Annotated in this window: 13 protein-coding genes; 9 read left to right on the top strand and 4 right to left on the bottom strand. The window is 64.1% G+C overall.

From position 1 onward, the window contains the following. The first annotated feature begins 69 nt into the window (after positions 1–69). Positions 70–1,377, top strand: coding sequence for a DUF5077 domain-containing protein (locus IGS60_RS20830; RefSeq protein ID WP_230506051.1), 1,308 nt, complete (start codon positions 70–72; stop codon positions 1,375–1,377). A gap of 10 nt (positions 1,378–1,387) precedes the next feature. Here IGS60_RS20830 and IGS60_RS20825 read toward each other — a convergent pair whose 3' ends face one another. After that, positions 1,388–1,900 carry a hypothetical protein gene (locus tag IGS60_RS20825; protein WP_070223641.1) on the bottom strand — a complete coding sequence of 171 codons (513 nt, stop codon included), beginning with the start codon at positions 1,898–1,900 and terminating at the stop codon, positions 1,388–1,390. Positions 1,901–2,149: 249 nt separating this feature from the next. Between IGS60_RS20825 and IGS60_RS20820 the strand changes: the two genes are divergently transcribed. The 3 genes from IGS60_RS20820 to IGS60_RS20810 all read left to right on the top strand — a co-directional run bounded on the left by IGS60_RS20820 (position 2,150) and on the right by IGS60_RS20810 (position 6,183). Next, a complete protein-coding gene (locus IGS60_RS20820; RefSeq protein WP_070223639.1) occupies positions 2,150–2,662 on the top strand; it encodes a sigma-70 family RNA polymerase sigma factor in 513 nt (170 codons plus the stop codon). Next, the gene (locus tag IGS60_RS20815; protein WP_230506050.1) at positions 2,635–3,636 is read left to right on the top strand and encodes a FecR domain-containing protein; all 1,002 of its coding nucleotides are present in this window, start codon (positions 2,635–2,637) and stop codon (positions 3,634–3,636) included. Before IGS60_RS20820 ends, IGS60_RS20815 begins: the two co-directional genes overlap by 28 nt. Positions 3,637–3,720: 84 nt before the next feature. After that, on the top strand, positions 3,721–6,183 hold the full coding sequence (locus tag IGS60_RS20810; RefSeq protein WP_230506049.1) for a TonB-dependent receptor: 2,463 nt from the start codon (positions 3,721–3,723) through the stop codon (positions 6,181–6,183). A gap of 15 nt (positions 6,184–6,198) precedes the next feature. Here IGS60_RS20810 and IGS60_RS20805 read toward each other — a convergent pair whose 3' ends face one another. Together IGS60_RS20805 and IGS60_RS20800 are read right to left on the bottom strand one after the other, a co-directional pair. After that, positions 6,199–6,576, bottom strand: coding sequence for a SirB2 family protein (locus IGS60_RS20805; RefSeq protein WP_230506048.1), 378 nt, complete (start codon positions 6,574–6,576; stop codon positions 6,199–6,201). Positions 6,577–6,663: 87 nt separating this feature from the next. After that, a complete protein-coding gene (locus IGS60_RS20800) occupies positions 6,664–7,110 on the bottom strand; it encodes a GNAT family N-acetyltransferase (RefSeq protein ID WP_230506047.1) in 447 nt (148 codons plus the stop codon). Between the two features lie 289 nt (positions 7,111–7,399). On the opposite strand from IGS60_RS20800, the gene IGS60_RS20795 reads away from it, so the two are divergent. From IGS60_RS20795 to IGS60_RS20785, 3 genes are read left to right on the top strand one after another with little or no spacing between them, the layout of a single operon-like run. Continuing rightward, entirely contained in the window at positions 7,400–8,644 is a 1,245-nt protein-coding gene (locus IGS60_RS20795; RefSeq protein WP_099410818.1) for a nitrate/nitrite transporter, read from the top strand. Then, the gene (locus tag IGS60_RS20790; protein WP_230506046.1) at positions 8,641–10,026 is read left to right on the top strand and encodes a NarK family nitrate/nitrite MFS transporter; all 1,386 of its coding nucleotides are present in this window, start codon (positions 8,641–8,643) and stop codon (positions 10,024–10,026) included. Before IGS60_RS20795 ends, IGS60_RS20790 begins: the two co-directional genes overlap by 4 nt. A 56-nt stretch (positions 10,027–10,082) precedes the next feature. Beyond that, positions 10,083–10,775 (top strand): carbonic anhydrase, encoded by a 693-nt coding sequence (locus IGS60_RS20785; protein WP_230506045.1) that lies wholly within the window; start codon positions 10,083–10,085, stop codon positions 10,773–10,775. A 140-nt stretch (positions 10,776–10,915) separates the two neighbouring features. Here the strand turns inward: IGS60_RS20785 and IGS60_RS20780 are convergent, their stop codons facing one another. Then, positions 10,916–11,287, bottom strand: a complete 372-nt coding sequence (locus IGS60_RS20780) for a ribonucleotide reductase subunit alpha (protein ID WP_070223625.1) — start codon at positions 11,285–11,287, stop codon at positions 10,916–10,918. Between the two features lie 243 nt (positions 11,288–11,530). Between IGS60_RS20780 and IGS60_RS20775 the strand changes: the two genes are divergently transcribed. Next, positions 11,531–15,229, top strand: coding sequence for a nitrate reductase subunit alpha (locus tag IGS60_RS20775; protein ID WP_070313633.1), 3,699 nt, complete (start codon positions 11,531–11,533; stop codon positions 15,227–15,229). Position 15,230: 1 nt separating this feature from the next. After that, entirely contained in the window at positions 15,231–16,781 is a 1,551-nt protein-coding gene (gene narH, locus IGS60_RS20770) for a nitrate reductase subunit beta (protein WP_121669280.1), read from the top strand.

Raw genomic sequence — 16,781 nt, 5'->3', positions numbered from 1 at the left:
TTTCAACCGCGGCGCAGGTGCGCAGGCCCGTGTTCGCCCGTCGCAAAGCTTCACCACCAGGAGACGTCGATGAAACACAGAAGTGCATTATTCCATGCCATCCTTCCCGTCATGCCCTTGCTGCTGGCGGCCTGCGGCGGCGCCACCGCCACGGGCAACGGCAATACGGCCTTGCTGGCCGCCACCGTGGCCGCGCCCGCCACGTCCGCCACCGTGGAACTGGCCGGCAACGCCTTCATCACCAGCGGGAATGAGGGCGCCGTCATCAGCGAGCGCGGCCTGGCCGGCTGGAGCAATCCCGCTGCCGTCGCCAGCACCTACTTCCGCGTGGCCGAGGCGGGACCCGTGCAGGTGGCGCTCGACGCCAGCCTGGCCGATGGCGGCAACAGCACCATCCGCGTGAAGGTCAACGGCACGCCGTTCGACGTCAAGCTGGCCGGCAAGGAACGCAAGACCTATGCCGTGGGCACGGTGAACGTGGCGGAGGCCGGCTATGTGAAGGTCGACTTGCAGGGACTGTCCCGGGTCAAGGAAACGTTCGGCGACGTTGCGGCGTTGAAGGTGACGTCGAACGCGGCGCTGACCTACGCCAACGACCCCGCCAATTACTACTGGTCGCGGCGCGGCCCGTCCGTGCACATGGGCTACACGGTGCCCGCCAATACCGAGTATTTCTATAACGAGATGACGATTCCCCAGGGCCAGGACGCCATCGGCTCCTACTTCATGGCCAACGGCTTCAGTCAGGGCTACATGGGCATCCAGGTGAAATCGCCGAGCGAGCGCTGGATCTTGTTCTCCGTGTGGGATGCCGACAATGGCGCGAAAACCACCCTGGTCAGCAAGGGCGCCGGCGTGGTCGACAATGCGTTCGGCGGCGAGGGCACGGGCGGCCAGACCTATCTGTCGTATAACTGGGCGGCCGGCACGACGTACCGTTTCATCACGCGCGCGCGGCCCGATGGCAATGGCGGCAGCGATTACTCGGCCTGGTTCTTCGCGCCGGAAACGGGCAAGTGGCGCTACATCGCCACCTGGAAGCGGCCGGCGATTTCCACGTATTTGACGGGCGTGCATTCCTTCCTCGAAAATTTCATCGATACCCTGGGCTACACGGAGCGCCGCGTCCAGTTCGGCAACCAGTGGGCGAGGAACGTTGCCGGCACCTGGTCGGAAGTGACGGCGGGGCGCTTCACGGGCGACGCCACGGCCACCAATGCACAGCGCATGGATTACGCGGGCGGCGTGGAGAACGGCAGGTTCTATCTGCATAACGGCGGCTTCTTTGCCGATGTCGTGAAAAGCAGCCAGAACTTCACGCGCCCCGCGACAGGCCAGGCGCCCGCCGTCGATGTGAGCGCCTTGCCGATGCAATAGGCGTGGGTGCTTAGCCCGGCCGCTTGCCCGCCATCGCTTCGATGCCGCGATAGTAGGTAAGCGGCCGGCCTATCGTCACGCCCATCAAGGCCGCCGCCTGGATGATGTCGTTTGTATCGCGCCGGTACACGAGCAGCGCATCCATTTCGTCGGAGCCGTTGCCGTCGATCTGGATCAGCTCATAGCCGCCTTCGTCCACGGCGCGCTGCGCCAGTTCCGTATCGAGCCACTCGAAGTACGGCAGCGCGCTGCCGCGGCCTGCCTTGAGCAGTTCGTACGGGAAGTCGGGGAATTCGTCGAACATGTCCTGTATCTGTTCGTGCAGCTCATCGAGCTTGTCGCTAGACGCCATATAGCCGCCCAGCTGCGAGAGGATCTCCAGCGCATAGGCCTGGGCATCGCTGTCGATCCACTCGTCGCGTGGCGCGGAGGGCGCAGCGGTGATGGCGGCGACGGCCTCGTCGAGCTCCTCGCCTTCGAGGTCACCGCAGGTCAGTTTGGTCAGCAATTCGGATAGCAGCATGTTCGCCTTTCAATGGGGGATGCATGGCCAGGGTGGCCGGCTTGTCGATGATGTTGCCGATACTATCATTGCCGCGTAGCCGGGAGCGTTCTGCTGAATTTGCAATGCAGGCTACGCCACCGGATACGATCAGCAAGGAAATTTTGGAAAGAAGCGCGTCAAACAAGCGCTGGCAGGGCGCTTGCGCCGCAGCAGCGCATGGATATAGAATGCGAATCATTATTATTTGTGAATCAGGGAGTATGCGACGTGTCGGCTGCCCAACCCGGCGCTCACCAGGAGGTGGGCAGCCTGTATCACGAACACCACCGGTGGCTGCAAGGCTGGCTGCGGCACAAGCTGGGCAACGCCTTTGACGCGGCCGACGTGGCGCACGACACCTTCATGCGCCTGCTCAATCGCGACGAAGCCATCGCCGCGCGCGAGCCTCGCGCCTTTTTGACGACGGTGGCCAAGGGCGTGCTGGGCAATCTGTACCGCCGGCGCGACCTGGAGGCGGCTTACCTGGAAACGCTGGCCAGCCTGCCGGCGCAGCACGCGCCCGATCCCGAGGCGCAGGCGATCCTGCTCGAAGCCCTGTTCGACATCGACCGCCGCCTCGATGGCCTGGCGCCTGCTGTGCGCCGCGCGTTCCTGCTGTCGCAGCTCGATGGCATGCCGCAGGCGGCCATCGCGCTGGAATTGAATGTCTCGCTGGCGACCGTGCAGCGCTACCTGGTCAAAGCCATGCATCAGTGTTTCTTTGCCCATCCGGCATCGTGATGGGCGCCTTCACGCCGGAAGCGGCCAGCCTGCAAGCGGTGGAATGGCTGGTGCGCCTGCAGGCCGGCGACGCCACGCCGGAAGTGGAGCAGGCCTGGCGCGCCTGGCGCGACAGCGACCCCGAACATGAGCAAGCCTGGCAGCATGTGGAGGGCTGCATGGCGCGCATGCGTGCCTTGCCAGCGCCGCTGGCGCACGGCACGCTGGCGCGCAAGCCGGTCCATGCGCAGGCGAATGCGGCGCGCCGGCAGTCGCTCAAGCTGCTGGCGTTGCTGGCCGTGGGCGGCGGCGCCTGGCTGGCGGGCGGCGATGAGCAGGCGCGCTTCTGGCTTGCCGACTACCGAACGGGCACGGGAGAATTACGCCACGTCGTGCTGGACGACGGCACGCGCATCGCGCTCAATACGGCATCCAGCATCGACGTGCGCTATGACGCGGGCCAGCGCCTGGTGACGGTAGTCAAAGGCGAGATCATGGTCAGCACGGCGCGCGATCAGGCCGGCCGGCCATTTGTCGTGCAAACGGCACAAGGCCGCTTGCAACCGGTGGGCACGCGCTTTGCCGTGCGCGTGGAAGGAGAGCGCACGCAGCTGGGCGTGTTCGCCGGTGCCGTCGACATTCAACTGGAACAGGCGTCCGATGCGGCGCGCAGGCTGCAGGCGGGCCAGCAAACCAGCTTTACGGCGGCGCAGATCGGCGCCGTTCGGACCTTGGCTGCCGGCGCGGATGCGTGGACGGCCGGCATGCTGGTGGCGCACGACATGCCGCTGGCGGAATTTATCGGCGAACTGGCCCGCTACCGCCCGGGGCGCCTGGCCTGCGATCCGGCCATCGCCCACTTGCGCGTGTCCGGCATCTACCCGCTGGCCGATACGGGGCAGGTGCTCGACATGCTGACGCGCACCTTGCCCGTCGACGTGCGCCAGACCACGCGCTTCTGGGTGAGCGTGGTACCGCATCGGCAGCCTGCATGAATATTTTCTGAAAAGTGAGGGGTTTGCGATTTTCGCGTGACATAGCAAGTGAACCCTTCATTCACTTTCAGGAAAACAGTCCGCATGCCCAGCACAACACTTATTCACGTTTCTTCCGCCTCCCGTACCTGCCGCCGCAGCGTGGCGGCGCTGGCCGTCAGCCAAGCTCTGTGGCTGCTCGCCGCCAGCGGCGCCACCATCTTCGCTCCTGCGGCCCAGGCCGCGAATGCGGCGCGCATCGCGCTGGCGATACCGGCCGGCTCCCTGGAACAGGTGCTGGTGCGTTTCGGCCAGGAGACGGGTACCATGATTTCCTACCAGGCCACCGCCTTGGCGGGCAAGCGCAGCGCCGGCCTGACCGGTAGCTACAGCGTGCCTGAAGCGCTGGGCGCCATCGTCGCCGGCTCGGGCTTGCGCGCCGTGCCGCAGGCCAATGGCGGTTATGTGCTCGACGTGGCAGCGGCCGATGGCGGCCAGACCATGCCCGAGATGAAGGTAAGCGCCCGCGCCGATGTGAACGGCGCGACGGAAGGCAGCGGTTCCTATACGACGCGGACCATGCGCTCGGCCACGCGCCTGGGCCTGTCCGTGCGCGAGACGCCGCAAGCCGTCAGCGTGGTCACGCGCCAGCAGATGGATGACCAGAACCTGCAAACGGTGGAAGAGGTGCTGCAAAACGCGGCCGGCATCGCCATCAACCGCTACGACAGCGACCGCACCTCGTTCTTCGCGCGCGGCTTTTCCATCGCCAGCTACCAGTACGACGGCATTCCCACCACGGTCGACAATGCGTTCAATGTGGGCGACAGCACGCTGGACATGACGGCCTACGACCGGGTCGAGATCGTGCGCGGCGCCACGGGCCTGCTGACGGGCGCGGGCGAACCGTCGGCCACCATCAACCTGGTGCGTAAGCGCGCATCGTCGGCGCAGCTGGCCGGGAATGCGGCCCTGAGCCTGGGTTCCTGGCAGAATGCGCGCGCCAGCGCGGACCTGTCCACACCCCTGAGTGCCGATGGCAAGGTGCGCGGAAGAGTCGTGGCCAGCTACCAGGACAGCGAATCGTATGTGAATCTCTATCATGGCAAGAAGGCCATGGCTTACGCCACCGTGGAGGCGGATCTGGCGCCCGGCAGCGTGCTGATCGCCGGCTATGAATACCAGGACAACCGCCCGCGTGGCGGCATGTACGGCGGCCTGCCGCTGTGGTACGCGGATGGCGAACGGGCCACGTTTTCCCGCTCCACCACCACGGCCACCACCTGGAGCCGCTGGTTCAGCACCAGCCAGACTGCCTTCCTGCGCCTGGAGCAGGAACTGGGCAAGGGCTGGAACCTGACGGCCATGCTGAATCATGGCTGGGGCAATTACTCGGCGGCCGAACTTTTCGCCAATACCTGGCCGGACAAGGCCACGGGCCAGGGCGTGGCGGGCTACGCCGGCTTTTACTCCGGCACGCGGCGCCAGGACAGCGTCGACGCCTATGTGCAGGGGCCGCTGCAGCTGCTGGGCCGCACGCACGACCTGGCGTTCGGCGTCTCGGGCAGCAACCAGTTCGCCAGCAACCCCGGCATTGCCGGCGGCAGCGTCGACTACGGCAATTTTCATCAGTGGCAGGGCGTGACGCCGGAGCCGGACTGGAACGACCCGAATTTCTCGCGCTGGAAGCTGCTCGACACGGTGCAGCAGCGCGGCATCTATGGCACGGCGCGTTTTTCGCTGGCCGATCCCCTGAAGCTGATCGTCGGCGCGCGCTACAGCCGCTACAAGGCGGACCACGTCGACGACTGGGGCGGCGGCTATGCGTATGCCAAGCACGCCGTCACGCCATATGCTGGCCTGGTATGGGATATCGATGCGCAGCATGCGCTGTACACCAGCTACAGCAAGATCTTCAAGCCGCAGGGCTACCAGGACCGGTTTGGCCGCTATCTCGACCCCGTGCAAGGCAAGAATGTGGAAGCGGGCGTGAAGGGCGAGTATTTCGGCGGTAAACTTAATGCGGCGCTGGCCGTGTTCCGCATCGCGCAGGATGGCCTGGCGCAGGAAGACACGGGCCATTTTGTCGGCAATTCGCTGACGCAGGCGTACTACGCGGCCTCGGGCACCACCAGCAAGGGGGTGGAACTGGACGTGTCGGGCGAGCTGGCCAAGGGCTGGAACGTTTCGGCCAGCGTGTCGCATGCCGCAGCCGAGGACAACACGGGCGCGCGCCTGAACAGCTATGTGCCGCAGACCTTGGCACGCGTGTTTTCCACGTACCAGCTGCCTGGCGGCTGGCGCGCCTTGTCCGTGGGCGGCGGCGTGAACTGGCAGAGCGGCGCCTACCGCGATGCCACGGGGCCGAAGGGCACGGAGCGCGTGGAGCAGGGCGGCTATGCCGTGGCCAGCCTGATGGCGAAATACGCGCTGTCGCGCCAGCTGTCCCTGCAGGCGAACATCAACAACGTGTTCGACAAGCATTACTACAGCCAGCTCGGCATGTACAACCAGGGGTACTGGGGTGCGCCGCGCAACGCCAGCGTTACCCTGCGCTACATCTTCTGATGCGCTTGCCTGGTGCTACAGCGGCCAGGCCTGCTTGGTGACGGCCACGGCGACGATGTAGGCGAAGACCAGCACGGCGAGGGCGAAGGCGGCGCCGCGCACGGCCGGCGTCTTGCCCCGTTTCAGCGCGATGGTGCCCAGCACGATGTAGGCCACCAGCGCGCACAGCTTGGCGGCCAGCCAGGGCTGGCTGCCCGGCGACTGGCCGCTCCACACGGCCAGGGCGACGGCGCTGGCCAGCAGTGCCGTGTCGACCAGGTGCGGCAGGATTTTCACCCAGCGCTGCTGCAAGGCGGGCGAGGCGCGCAGCATCCAGGCGCCGCGCAACAGGAAAAGACAGCCGCTGGCGGCGGCGCAGCCCATGTGGAAATGTTTGAGGCTCAGATAATCCATGCGAGAGGTGGTGGGCGTTGATTGATGGTGGCGCCAGCATAGCCGCCTTTGGCCTTCCGCACCATACGCCGTCGGGATGAGACGAGCCTAAGGCAGGAATTTCACGTACACGAACTCCGGATCGCCCTCATCGAGATGGTCGATCTGGCCGCTGCGCACGAAGCCCGCGCCGGCGAACAGCCGTTGCGCGGCGCCGTTCGACCGGTTCGTCGAGGTGAATAGCTTCCCTGTCTGGCACGCGTTCGCGGCGGCCGCCAGCAGGCGCAATCCCACGCCGCAGCGCTGGTGCACGGGCGAGACCACCACCAGCGAGACAAAACCGTAGCCGAAGAAGTCGCCGTGCGTGAGGACATAGCCGGCCACCTGGCCGGCCCGGATGGCCACCTGACAGTGGCCCTTGCCGACGGCGGCGCGCACGGCCTGGCCACGCTCCGGGTGGGTCTGGGCATAGGCGTCGCAGGCCAGCATGGCTTTCACATCGCCAGCTTGGGCCACGCGCGTGATGATGTCGTCTGTTTCGTGCCTGTTCTGCATGCCGCTCCTTTTCTCCAGGCGCCGAGTGTGCCAAAAATGCACCGGTTTGTAAAACACCCGCCATCCAGGCTAGGCGCGCACCCCCGTCATCTAGTCACTTTTGCCGATGCGGCTATCCAGATTGCCTTCCCGGAATCACCCTGTGGCCGATAGTGCCTTTCGCCGCTGCCACGTAAGCTGGTCGGGACGGCTGGCCAGACGGCCAGTGCATTCATGGAGAAACATCGTGGCTACCCTAGATGGCACTAACAAGAACAGTAACAGCAGTAACAAGGCAGTCGAACCGGGCATGCGGCGCAAGCAGGCGTCCGTATTAATCAGCAGTACCTTCGCATTTACCATCTGCTTTGCAGTCTGGATGATGTTTGCCGTACTGGGCATCCCCATCAAGACCAGCCTGGGCTTGACTGAAACGCAATTCGGCCTGCTGGCCGCCATGCCCGTGCTGACGGGCTCCCTCGTGCGCGTGCCGCTGGGCATCTGGACGGACAAATACGGCGGACGCCGCGTCTTCTTCCTGCTGATGCTGGCCAGCGTGGTGCCGATCTACCTGATTTCCTACGCCACCGCCTACTGGCATTTCCTTGTGCTGGGCATGTTCGTGGGCCTGGCGGGCGGTTCGTTTTCCGTCGGCACGCCGTACGTGGCGCGCTGGTACGAAAAGGAGCGCCGCGGCCTGGCGATGGGCATTTTCGGCGCCGGTAACTCCGGTTCCGCGCTGACCAAGTTCGTCGCGCCGGGCATCGTCGCCGCCTTCGGCTGGCAGATGCTGCCCAAGGTGTATGCGGTGGCCATGCTGGCCACGGCCATCATCTTCTGGCTGTTTTCGTACACGGACAAATCGCACCTGGCGCCATCGGGCGAAAGTTTTTCGGCCCAGATGAAGGTGCTGAAGGACCCGCGCGTGTGGCGCTACTGCCAGTACTACTCGGTGGTGTTCGGCGGCTACGTGGCGCTGGCCCTGTGGATGACGAAGTATTACGTGGCCGAATACGGTTTTGATCTGAAGCACGCGGCGCTGCTGGCCGCCTGCTTCTCGCTGCCGGGCGGCGTGCTGCGCGCGCTGGGCGGCTGGATCTCCGACAAATACGGTGCGGCGAAAGTCACCTGGGCCGTGATGTGGGTGTGCTGGGTGTGCTTCTTCCTGCTGTCGTATCCGCAAACGCAGATGGTGATCGAGACCGTCACGGGGCCGCTGGCCTTCCATATCGGCCTGTCGCCGCTGTGGTTCACCGTGCTGCTATTCATCGTCGGCATCGCCATGGCCGTCGGCAAGGCGTCCGTCTTCAAGTTCATCGGCGATGATTTTTCCGACAACATCGGCGCCGTCTCGGGCGTGGTGGGTCTGGCCGGCGGCTTGGGCGGCTTCATCCTGCCCGTGATGTTCGGCGCCCTGGTGGACTTCACGGGCGTGCGTTCGAGCTCCTTCATGCTCCTGTACGGCACCGTCTGCGTTTCCCTCGTCTGGATGCATTTCTCGTTCAAGCCGCTGCGTGCGGCACCAACTACTCAACCTGCAGGAGTACAAGCATGAGCCGCTATATGATCAATACCTGGGAGCCGGAAACCCCGAGCTTCTGGCAAAGCACGGGCAAGGCCACGGCCGCGCGCAATCTGTGGATCTCGATTCCCGCGCTGCTGCTGGCGTTTGCCGTGTGGATGGTGTGGAGCGTGGTGGTGGTCAACCTGCCCAACATCGGTTTCACCTACAGTAACAACCAGCTGTTCTGGCTGACGGCCTTGCCGGGCCTGTCCGGCGCCACCTTGCGCATCTTTTACTCGTTCATGGTGCCAATCTTCGGCGGCCGGCGCTGGACGGCCATTTCCACGGGTTCCCTGCTGATTCCCGCCATCGGCATCGGCCTGGCCGTGCAGGACGTGAACACCGGTTATCCGACCATGCTGATCCTGGCGCTGCTGTGCGGCTTCGGCGGCGGCAATTTCGCCTCGTCGATGGCCAACATCAGCTTTTTCTATCCAAAGGCCAGCAAGGGCTTCGCGCTGGGCATGAATGCGGGCCTGGGCAACCTGGGCGTGTCGGTGGTGCAGTTCGTCGTGCCGCTGGTGATCACGTTCGCCGTCTTCGGCGCCTGGGGTGGCGATTCGCTCACCTGGGTCAAGAATGGCGTGAGCAAGGAGATGTGGCTGCAAAACGCGGGCTTCATCTGGGTGCCGTTCATCGCGCTGTCCACTTTGCTGGCCTGGTTCGGCATGAATGACCTGGCGTCGGCCAAGGCCTCGTTTTCCGAACAGGCCGTGATCTTCAAGCGCAAGCACAACTGGCTCATGTGCTGGCTGTACACGGGCACCTTCGGCTCCTTCATCGGTTACTCGGCCGCGTTCCCGCTGCTGATCAAGATCCAGTTCCCCGATGTGAACCCGCTCGATTACGCCTTCCTGGGACCGTTGGTCGGTGCCCTGGCACGTGTCGCCGGCGGCGTGATTTCCGACAAACTGGGCGGCGCCCGCGTCACCCTGTGGTCCTTCCTCTTGATGATAGGCGCCGTGCTGGGCGTGCTGTACTTCATGCCGCAAGCCGGCGTGGGTGGAAGCTTCAGCGGCTTCTTCTGGATGTTCATGCTGCTGTTCGCCGGCACGGGCATCGGCAATGCGTCGACCTTCCGCATGATTCCCGTGATCTTCCTGACGGAGCACCAGCGCGCGGCGGCCGGCAAGGGCAAGGCGGCGCAGGAGCAGGCGATCGTCGACGCCAACAAGGAAGGCGCTGCCGTGCTGGGCTTCACGTCGGCCGTGGCGGCCTACGGCGCCTTCTTCATCCCGAAAAGCTATGGCACCTCGATTGCGCTGACGGGCAGCCCCGACGCGGCCCTGTGGTGCTTCATCGGCTTTTATGTCAGCTGCATCGCCATCACCTGGTGGTGCTATGCGCGCAAGAATGCGCCGATGCCTTGCTAAAGTTGGAATGTCTGGCAAGTCGTTCTTGCCAGACGTTGAGGAAATGAGAGTATGTCATGGAAGAACTGGAAAAATTCGTCAACGGCTTCAGCCTGTTTCAGCAGCAGTATTTCAGCGAGCCGCAAACCTTGTACGACAGCCTGCGTGACGGGCAGCGGCCCTCGACCTTGCTGATCGGCTGTTGCGATTCGCGGGTCGATCCCATGCTGCTGACGGGCAGCGACCCGGGCGACATGTTCGTCGTGCGCAATATCGCCAACCTGGTGCCGCCGTGCACGCCCGACGCGCCGCCCGGCGTCAGTTCGGCCATCGAGTTCGCCGTCTGCAAGCTGGAAGTGGCCAGGGTCATCGTGCTGGGCCATGCGCGCTGCGGCGGCATCCGCGCGCTGCTGGAACCGCAGCCGCGCGCGGAAGGGCAGGAAACGGACTTCGTGGGACAGTGGATGCGCATCGCCGAACCGGTGGCGCAGCGCGTGCGGCGCGACCTGGCGCACCGCTCGTCGGAGGAACAGCACCATGCGTGCGAACTGGCCAGCATCCTGCAGTCGCTGGACAACCTGCTCACCTACCCGTGGCTCAAGCGCCGGGTGGAGCAGGGCGTATTGAAACTGCATGGCTGGTATTTTGATATCGACAGCGGGGCCTTGATGGCGTATTCGGCGCGCCAGCAGCAGTTTTTGCCGCTCGTCTGTCCGATAGAGCGGGCGCGCCATCTGCATGAGCGCCCTTGGCCGGATGCGGCCAGGTAATCCGAAACGTGGCGTCAAGAATGTGTCGGATTACGCTACGCTAATCCGACCTACGTCGCGGCATTCTTCCGCCAATTACGCTAGGTAGGTCGGATTAGGCGGGGCCGCCGAGGCCGCAGGCCGCAATCCGACAACTTCCCTCAGCTAAAACGCAATAAATCCCCGCTGCGGTCAAACGCCAGCAGGCTGTCGATGCGGCCTTGCTCGATGGCCGTCACCATGGCGCGCAGGGGCGCTTCGCATTCCTGCGCGGCGGGCGGCTGGCCCTCGCGACCCGCCAGTCCCGCCACGAAGACCACGTCCCAGTGCGTCTGCATCTGTTTCGACTCCTCCTTCAATGTCTCGAAGCTGCCCAGTTCATCGGGCAGCTTGTCGGCGCACATCACGGGCGTGAGGGACTTGCCCTGGCCGCCAGGCTGGGCCTGCGCCTGGGTAAACGTGAACAGCAGGCGTTGCGGCTGCTCCTGGTTGCGGGCGCTGTGCAGCAGGCTGGCGTAATCGGTAATCGACATGGTGCTCTTTCTCTGTGTTGAACGATGACGACAGGTATACCGCAGCACGGTCGCGGCGCCCATAGGCAATAGTGACTATCCGGGTGACTACGCGCCTATGCATTCCTGGTGCCGGAAACCGACTTCTTGCCAATACCGCCGCGCAGGGCGCGTCGATAGACTGTTTGTATCGACGCGTGGGCCATCCGGCTTGCAGCGTTTTTATGACCTGGCGCCGCTCCTGCGGCGCAATGTGGAGGTAGCATGAGTCACTTTCTGGACCGTCTTAAATTTTTTAGCAAGCCCGCCGAGCCGTTCTCCAACGGCCATGGCACCGTGGTCGACGAAGACCGCACCTGGGAAAACGCCTACCGCCAGCGCTGGCAGCACGACAAGATCGTGCGCTCCACGCATGGCGTGAACTGTACCGGCTCGTGCAGCTGGAAGGTGTACGTCAAGAATGGCCTGATCACCTGGGAAACCCAGCAAACCGATTACCCGCGCACGCGGCCCGACCTGCCCAACCACGAACCGCGCGGCTGCCCGCGCGGCGCCAGCTATTCCTGGTACGTGTATTCGGCCCAGCGCGTAAAATACCCGATGGTGCGGGGCCGCCTGATGGAAATGTGGCGCGAAGCGCGCAAGACCATGGACCCCGTCACGGCCTGGGACTGGATCAGCCAGGACCCCGTACGCTCGCAGCAGTACAAATCCATCCGCGGCCTGGGCGGCTTCGTGCGCGCCACGTGGGAAGAATCGAATGAAATCATCGCCGCCGCGAACGCGCTGACGATCAAGAAATACGGCCCGGACCGCATCGTCGGCTTCTCGCCGATTCCCGCCATGTCCATGGTCAGCTATGCCTCCGGCACGCGCTACCTGTCGCTGATCGGCGGCGTGGCCCTGAGCTTTTACGACTGGTACTGCGACTTGCCGCCGGCCAGCCCGCAAGTGTGGGGCGAGCAGACGGACGTGCCGGAATCGGCCGACTGGTACAACTCGACTTATCTGATGGTGTGGGGTTCGAACGTGCCGATGACGCGCACGCCCGACGCCCACTTCTACACGGAAGTGCGCTACAAGGGCACGAAAACCGTGGCCATCTCGCCCGACTATGGTGAAATGGTGAAGTTCGGCGACATCTGGCTGGCGCCGAAACAGGGCACCGATGCGGCGCTGGCGCTGGCCATGGGCCACGTCATCCTCAAGGAGTTCCACTCGGAAGGCCAGAGCGCCTACTTCCGCGACTATGCGCGCCAGTACACGGACTTCCCCATGCTGGTGCTGCTCAAGGAGCATAACGGCACCCTGGTGCCCGATTACTTCCTGCGCGCCTCGCACCTGGACAACAACCTCGACGAAACCAACAATCCGGAATGGAAAACCCTCGTCATCGACGAAACCACGGGCGCCATCACCGCGCCGGCCGGCTCCATCGGCTTCCGCTGGGGCGAGTCGGGCAAGTGGAACCTGGAACAGAAGGCCGGCGGCAGCGGCGCGCCCATCGTGCCGATGCTCTCCATGATCAACGACAGCGACGCCGTCACGGAAGTGGGTTTTGCCTACTTCGGCGGCAAGGACGCGTCCGACATGCTGCTGCGCAAGGTGCCGGTGAAAACCATCCGCCTGGCCGACGGCACGACGGGCCTCGTCACCACCGTATTCGACCTGACCCTGGCCAACTACGGCATTGACCGTGGCCTGGGCGGCGAGAACGTGGCCGAGAGCTATGACGACGACGTGCCGTACACCCCCGCGTGGCAAGAGAAGCACACGGGCGTGAAACGGGCCGACGTCATCACCGTGGCGCGCCAGTTCGCGGAAAACGCGGACCAGACGCGCGGCAAGAGCATGGTCATCGTGGGCGCCGGCCTGAATCACTGGTACCACATGGACATGACGTACCGCGGCATCATCAACATGCTGATGATGTGCGGCTGTATCGGCCAGTCCGGCGGCGGCTGGGCCCATTACGTGGGCCAGGAAAAACTGCGTCCGCAAACGGGCTGGACGCCTTTGGCCTTTGCCCAGGACTGGGTGCGCCCGATGCGCCAGATGAACGGCACATCGTTCTTCTATGCCCACACGAGCCAGTGGCGCCACGAAAAGCTGGAAACGGGCGACATCGCCTCGCCATCGGCGGCCGGCGGCACGGGCGACCTGACCCTGCTCGATTACAACGCCAAGGCCGAGCGCATGGGCTGGCTGCCATCGGCGCCGCAGCTGCAGACCAATCCGCTGGAGGTGGCCAAGGCCGCCAAGGCGGCAGGGCAGGCGCCGGCCGCGTATGCGCTCGACCAGATCAAGGCGGGCCAGCTGCAGTTCTCGTGCGACGATCCGGACAATCCGGCCAACTTCCCGCGCAATATGTTTGTCTGGCGCTCGAACATCCTGGGCAGCTCGGGCAAGGGCCACGAGTACTTCCTGAAATACCTGCTGGGCACGCAGAACGGTTTGCTCAGCGACGAAGACGACTGCATCACGCCGAAACAGGTGAAAGTGCGCCCGGCCGCCGAAGGCAAGCTCGATCTGCTGGTGGTGCTGGACTTCCGCATGTCGACCACCTGCCTGTATGGCGATGTAGTGCTGCCGACGGCCACCTGGTATGAAAAGGACGATCTGAATACGTCGGACATGCATCCGTTCATCCATCCGCTGTCCGAAGCCGTGCAGCCGCTGTGGCAATCGAAGTCGGACTGGGAAATCTACAAGGGGCTGGCAGAGAAATTCTCGGAAATCGGCGGCGAGCTGCTGGGCACCCAGCAAGACATCATCCTCACCCCGCTGATGCACGATACCCCGGGCGAACTGGGCCAGCCCTTCGATCCCAAGGATTGGCGCGCCGGCGAATGCGATGCGATTCCCGGCAAGACCATGCCGAACATGACGGTGGTCGAGCGCAATTACCGCGACGTCTACAAGAAGTTCACCTCGATCGGACCGCTGCTGGAAACCATCGGCAATGGCGGCAAGGGCATTTCCTGGAAAACGGGCCATGAAGTCGAGGTATTGCGCGGCATCAACCGCACGGTGCTCGATGAAGGCGTGTCGAAGGGCCAGCCGCGCCTCGATACGGCCATCGATGCGGCCGAGATGATCCTGTCGCTGGCGCCGGAAACGAATGGCCACGTGGCCGTCAAGGCCTGGGCCGCGCTGTCCGCCATCACGGGACGCGAGCACACGCATCTGGCGCTGCCGCGCGAGCATGACAGCATCCGCTTCCGCGACGTGCAGGCGCAGCCGCGCAAGATCATTTCCTCGCCCACCTGGTCGGGCCTGGAAAGCGAGGAAGTCAGCTACACGGCCGGCTATACCAACGTGCATGAACTGATTCCATGGCGCACCCTGACGGGCCGCCAGCAGTTCTACCAGGATCACCTGTGGATGCGCGACTTCGGCGAGGGGCTGTGCGTGTACAAGCCGGCCATCAACACGAAGACGACGGAAGCGCTGCTGGGCACCAAGCCGAACGGCAACAAGGAACTGGCGCTGAACTTTTTGACGCCGCACCAGAAATGGGGCATCCACTCCACGTATTCGGACAACCTGCGCATGCTGACCCTGTCGCGCGGCGGACCGCACGTGTGGCTGTCGGAGACCGACGCGCAAGCTGCCGGCATCGTCGACAACGACTGGATCGAGGTCTTCAACGTGAACGGCAGCCTGACGGCGCGCGCCATCGTCAGCCAGCGCATCCCGGCCGGCATGACGATGATGTACCACGCCCAGGAAAAGATCATCAACGTGCCCGGCGCGGAGATGACGGGCAAGCGGGGCGGCATCCATAACTCGGTCACGCGCGCCGTGCCCAAGCCGACGCACATGATCGGCGGCTACGCCCAGCTGGCGTACGGCTTCAATTACTACGGCACGGTGGGCTCCAACCGCGATGAATTCGTATTGGTGCGCAAGATGAACAAGGTCGACTGGCTCGAAGGCCCGTTGCAGGAAGAAGGAGCATAGTATGAAAATCAGAGCGCAAATCGGCATGGTGCTGAACCTGGACAAGTGCATCGGCTGCCACACCTGTTCCGTCACCTGCAAGAACGTGTGGACCAGCCGCGACGGCGTCGAGTACGCATGGTTCAACAACGTGGAAACCAAACCCGGCATCGGCTATCCGAAGCAGTGGGAAAACCAGGACAAGTGGAATGGCGGCTGGCGCCGCACGGACTCTGGCAAGATCGAGCCGCGCCAGGGCAGCCGTCTGAAGATCCTGGCCAATATCTTCGCCAATCCGAACCTGCCCGCCATCGACGAGTACTACGAGCCGTTCACCTACGACTACGAGCACCTGCAAAGCGCGCCGCTGTCGCAGACGCCGCCGACGGCCCGTCCGATCTCCGTGCTGACGGGGAAAAAGATGGAGAAAATCGAGTGGGGCCCGAACTGGGAAGATGACCTGGGCGGCGAGTTTGCCCAGCGCAGCAAGGACAAGCTGTTCGACAATATGCAGAAGGAGATGTACGGCACGTTCGAAAACACCTTCATGATGTACTTGCCGCGTCTGTGCGAGCATTGCCTCAACCCGACGTGCGTGGCGTCCTGCCCGTCCGGCTCCGTGTACAAGCGCGAAGACGACGGCATCGTGCTGATCGACCAGGACAAGTGCCGCGGCTGGCGCATGTGCATCTCCGGTTGCCCATACAAGAAGATTTACTACAATTGGTCGTCCGGCAAGGCGGAGAAGTGCACGTTCTGCTTCCCCCGCATCGAGGCCGGCCAGCCTACCGTGTGCTCGGAAACGTGCGTGGGCCGCATCCGCTACCTGGGCGTGCTGCTGTACGACGCCGACAAGATCGAGGCTGCCGCCTCCGTGCCGCAGGAGCAGGACCTGTACCAGGCGCAATTGGGCCTGTTCCTCGATCCGCACGACCCGGCCATCATCGCCGAGGCGCGCCGCCAGGGCATCCCGGACCTTTGGCTCGATGCTGCCGTCAAGTCGCCCGTCTACAAGATGGCCGTCGAGTGGAAAGTGGCGTTCCCGCTGCATCCCGAATACCGCACCTTGCCGATGGTGTGGTACGTGCCGCCGCTGTCGCCGATCCAGGCGGCCGCCGAATCGGGCAAGCTGGGCGTGAACGGCATGCTGCCCGACACCCAAAGCCTGCGCATTCCCGTGCAGTACCTGGCCAATTTGCTGACGGCCGGCGACCAGCCGCCCATCGTCACGGCGCTGGACCGCATGCTGGCCATGCGTGCCTACATGCGCAGCAAGACGGTCGAGAAGGTGGAGAACCTCACGGTGCTCAAGCAAGTGGGATTGACCCAGGCGCAGGTGGAGGACATGTATCACATCATGGCCATCGCCAATTACGAAGACCGCTTCGTCATCCCCAGCAGCCATAAGGAAATGGCCGAGGACAGCTTCAACGAGAAGGGTTCGTGCGGCTTCAGCTTCGGCAACGGCTGCTCGGACGGCAGCAGCGAACCGACCTTGTTCGGCAAGAAAAAACACGGTTCGGCCATCTTCATGCAGATGCCGAAGTCGCGCAAAACGGCGCCTGGCGCTTAA

Source organism: Janthinobacterium sp. FW305-128, from assembly GCF_020858135.1.
Lineage (GTDB): Bacteria > Pseudomonadota > Gammaproteobacteria > Burkholderiales > Burkholderiaceae_D > Janthinobacterium.
The sequence above is the reverse complement of the archived record's forward strand: the minus strand, read 5'-3'. Positions and strand labels throughout refer to the sequence as shown.

Bases quoted from the DNA above. Each gene is read 5' to 3' on its own strand.
- IGS60_RS20775 (WP_070313633.1), top strand. From the start codon at position 11,531: ATGAGTCACTTTCTGGACCGTCTTAAATTTTTTAGCAAGCCCGCCGAG.
- IGS60_RS20830 (WP_230506051.1), top strand. From the start codon at position 70: ATGAAACACAGAAGTGCATTATTCCATGCCATCCTTCCCGTCATGCCC.
- IGS60_RS20810 (WP_230506049.1), top strand. From the start codon at position 3,721: ATGCCCAGCACAACACTTATTCACGTTTCTTCCGCCTCCCGTACCTGC.
- IGS60_RS20780 (WP_070223625.1), bottom strand. From the start codon at position 11,287: ATGTCGATTACCGATTACGCCAGCCTGCTGCACAGCGCCCGCAACCAG.
- IGS60_RS20795 (WP_099410818.1), top strand. From the start codon at position 7,400: ATGCGGCGCAAGCAGGCGTCCGTATTAATCAGCAGTACCTTCGCATTT.
- IGS60_RS20785 (WP_230506045.1), top strand. From the start codon at position 10,083: ATGGAAGAACTGGAAAAATTCGTCAACGGCTTCAGCCTGTTTCAGCAG.
- IGS60_RS20800 (WP_230506047.1), bottom strand. From the start codon at position 7,110: ATGCAGAACAGGCACGAAACAGACGACATCATCACGCGCGTGGCCCAA.
- IGS60_RS20790 (WP_230506046.1), top strand. From the start codon at position 8,641: ATGAGCCGCTATATGATCAATACCTGGGAGCCGGAAACCCCGAGCTTC.
- IGS60_RS20825 (WP_070223641.1), bottom strand. From the start codon at position 1,900: ATGCTGCTATCCGAATTGCTGACCAAACTGACCTGCGGTGACCTCGAA.
- narH (WP_121669280.1), top strand. From the start codon at position 15,231: ATGAAAATCAGAGCGCAAATCGGCATGGTGCTGAACCTGGACAAGTGC.
- IGS60_RS20805 (WP_230506048.1), bottom strand. From the start codon at position 6,576: ATGGATTATCTGAGCCTCAAACATTTCCACATGGGCTGCGCCGCCGCC.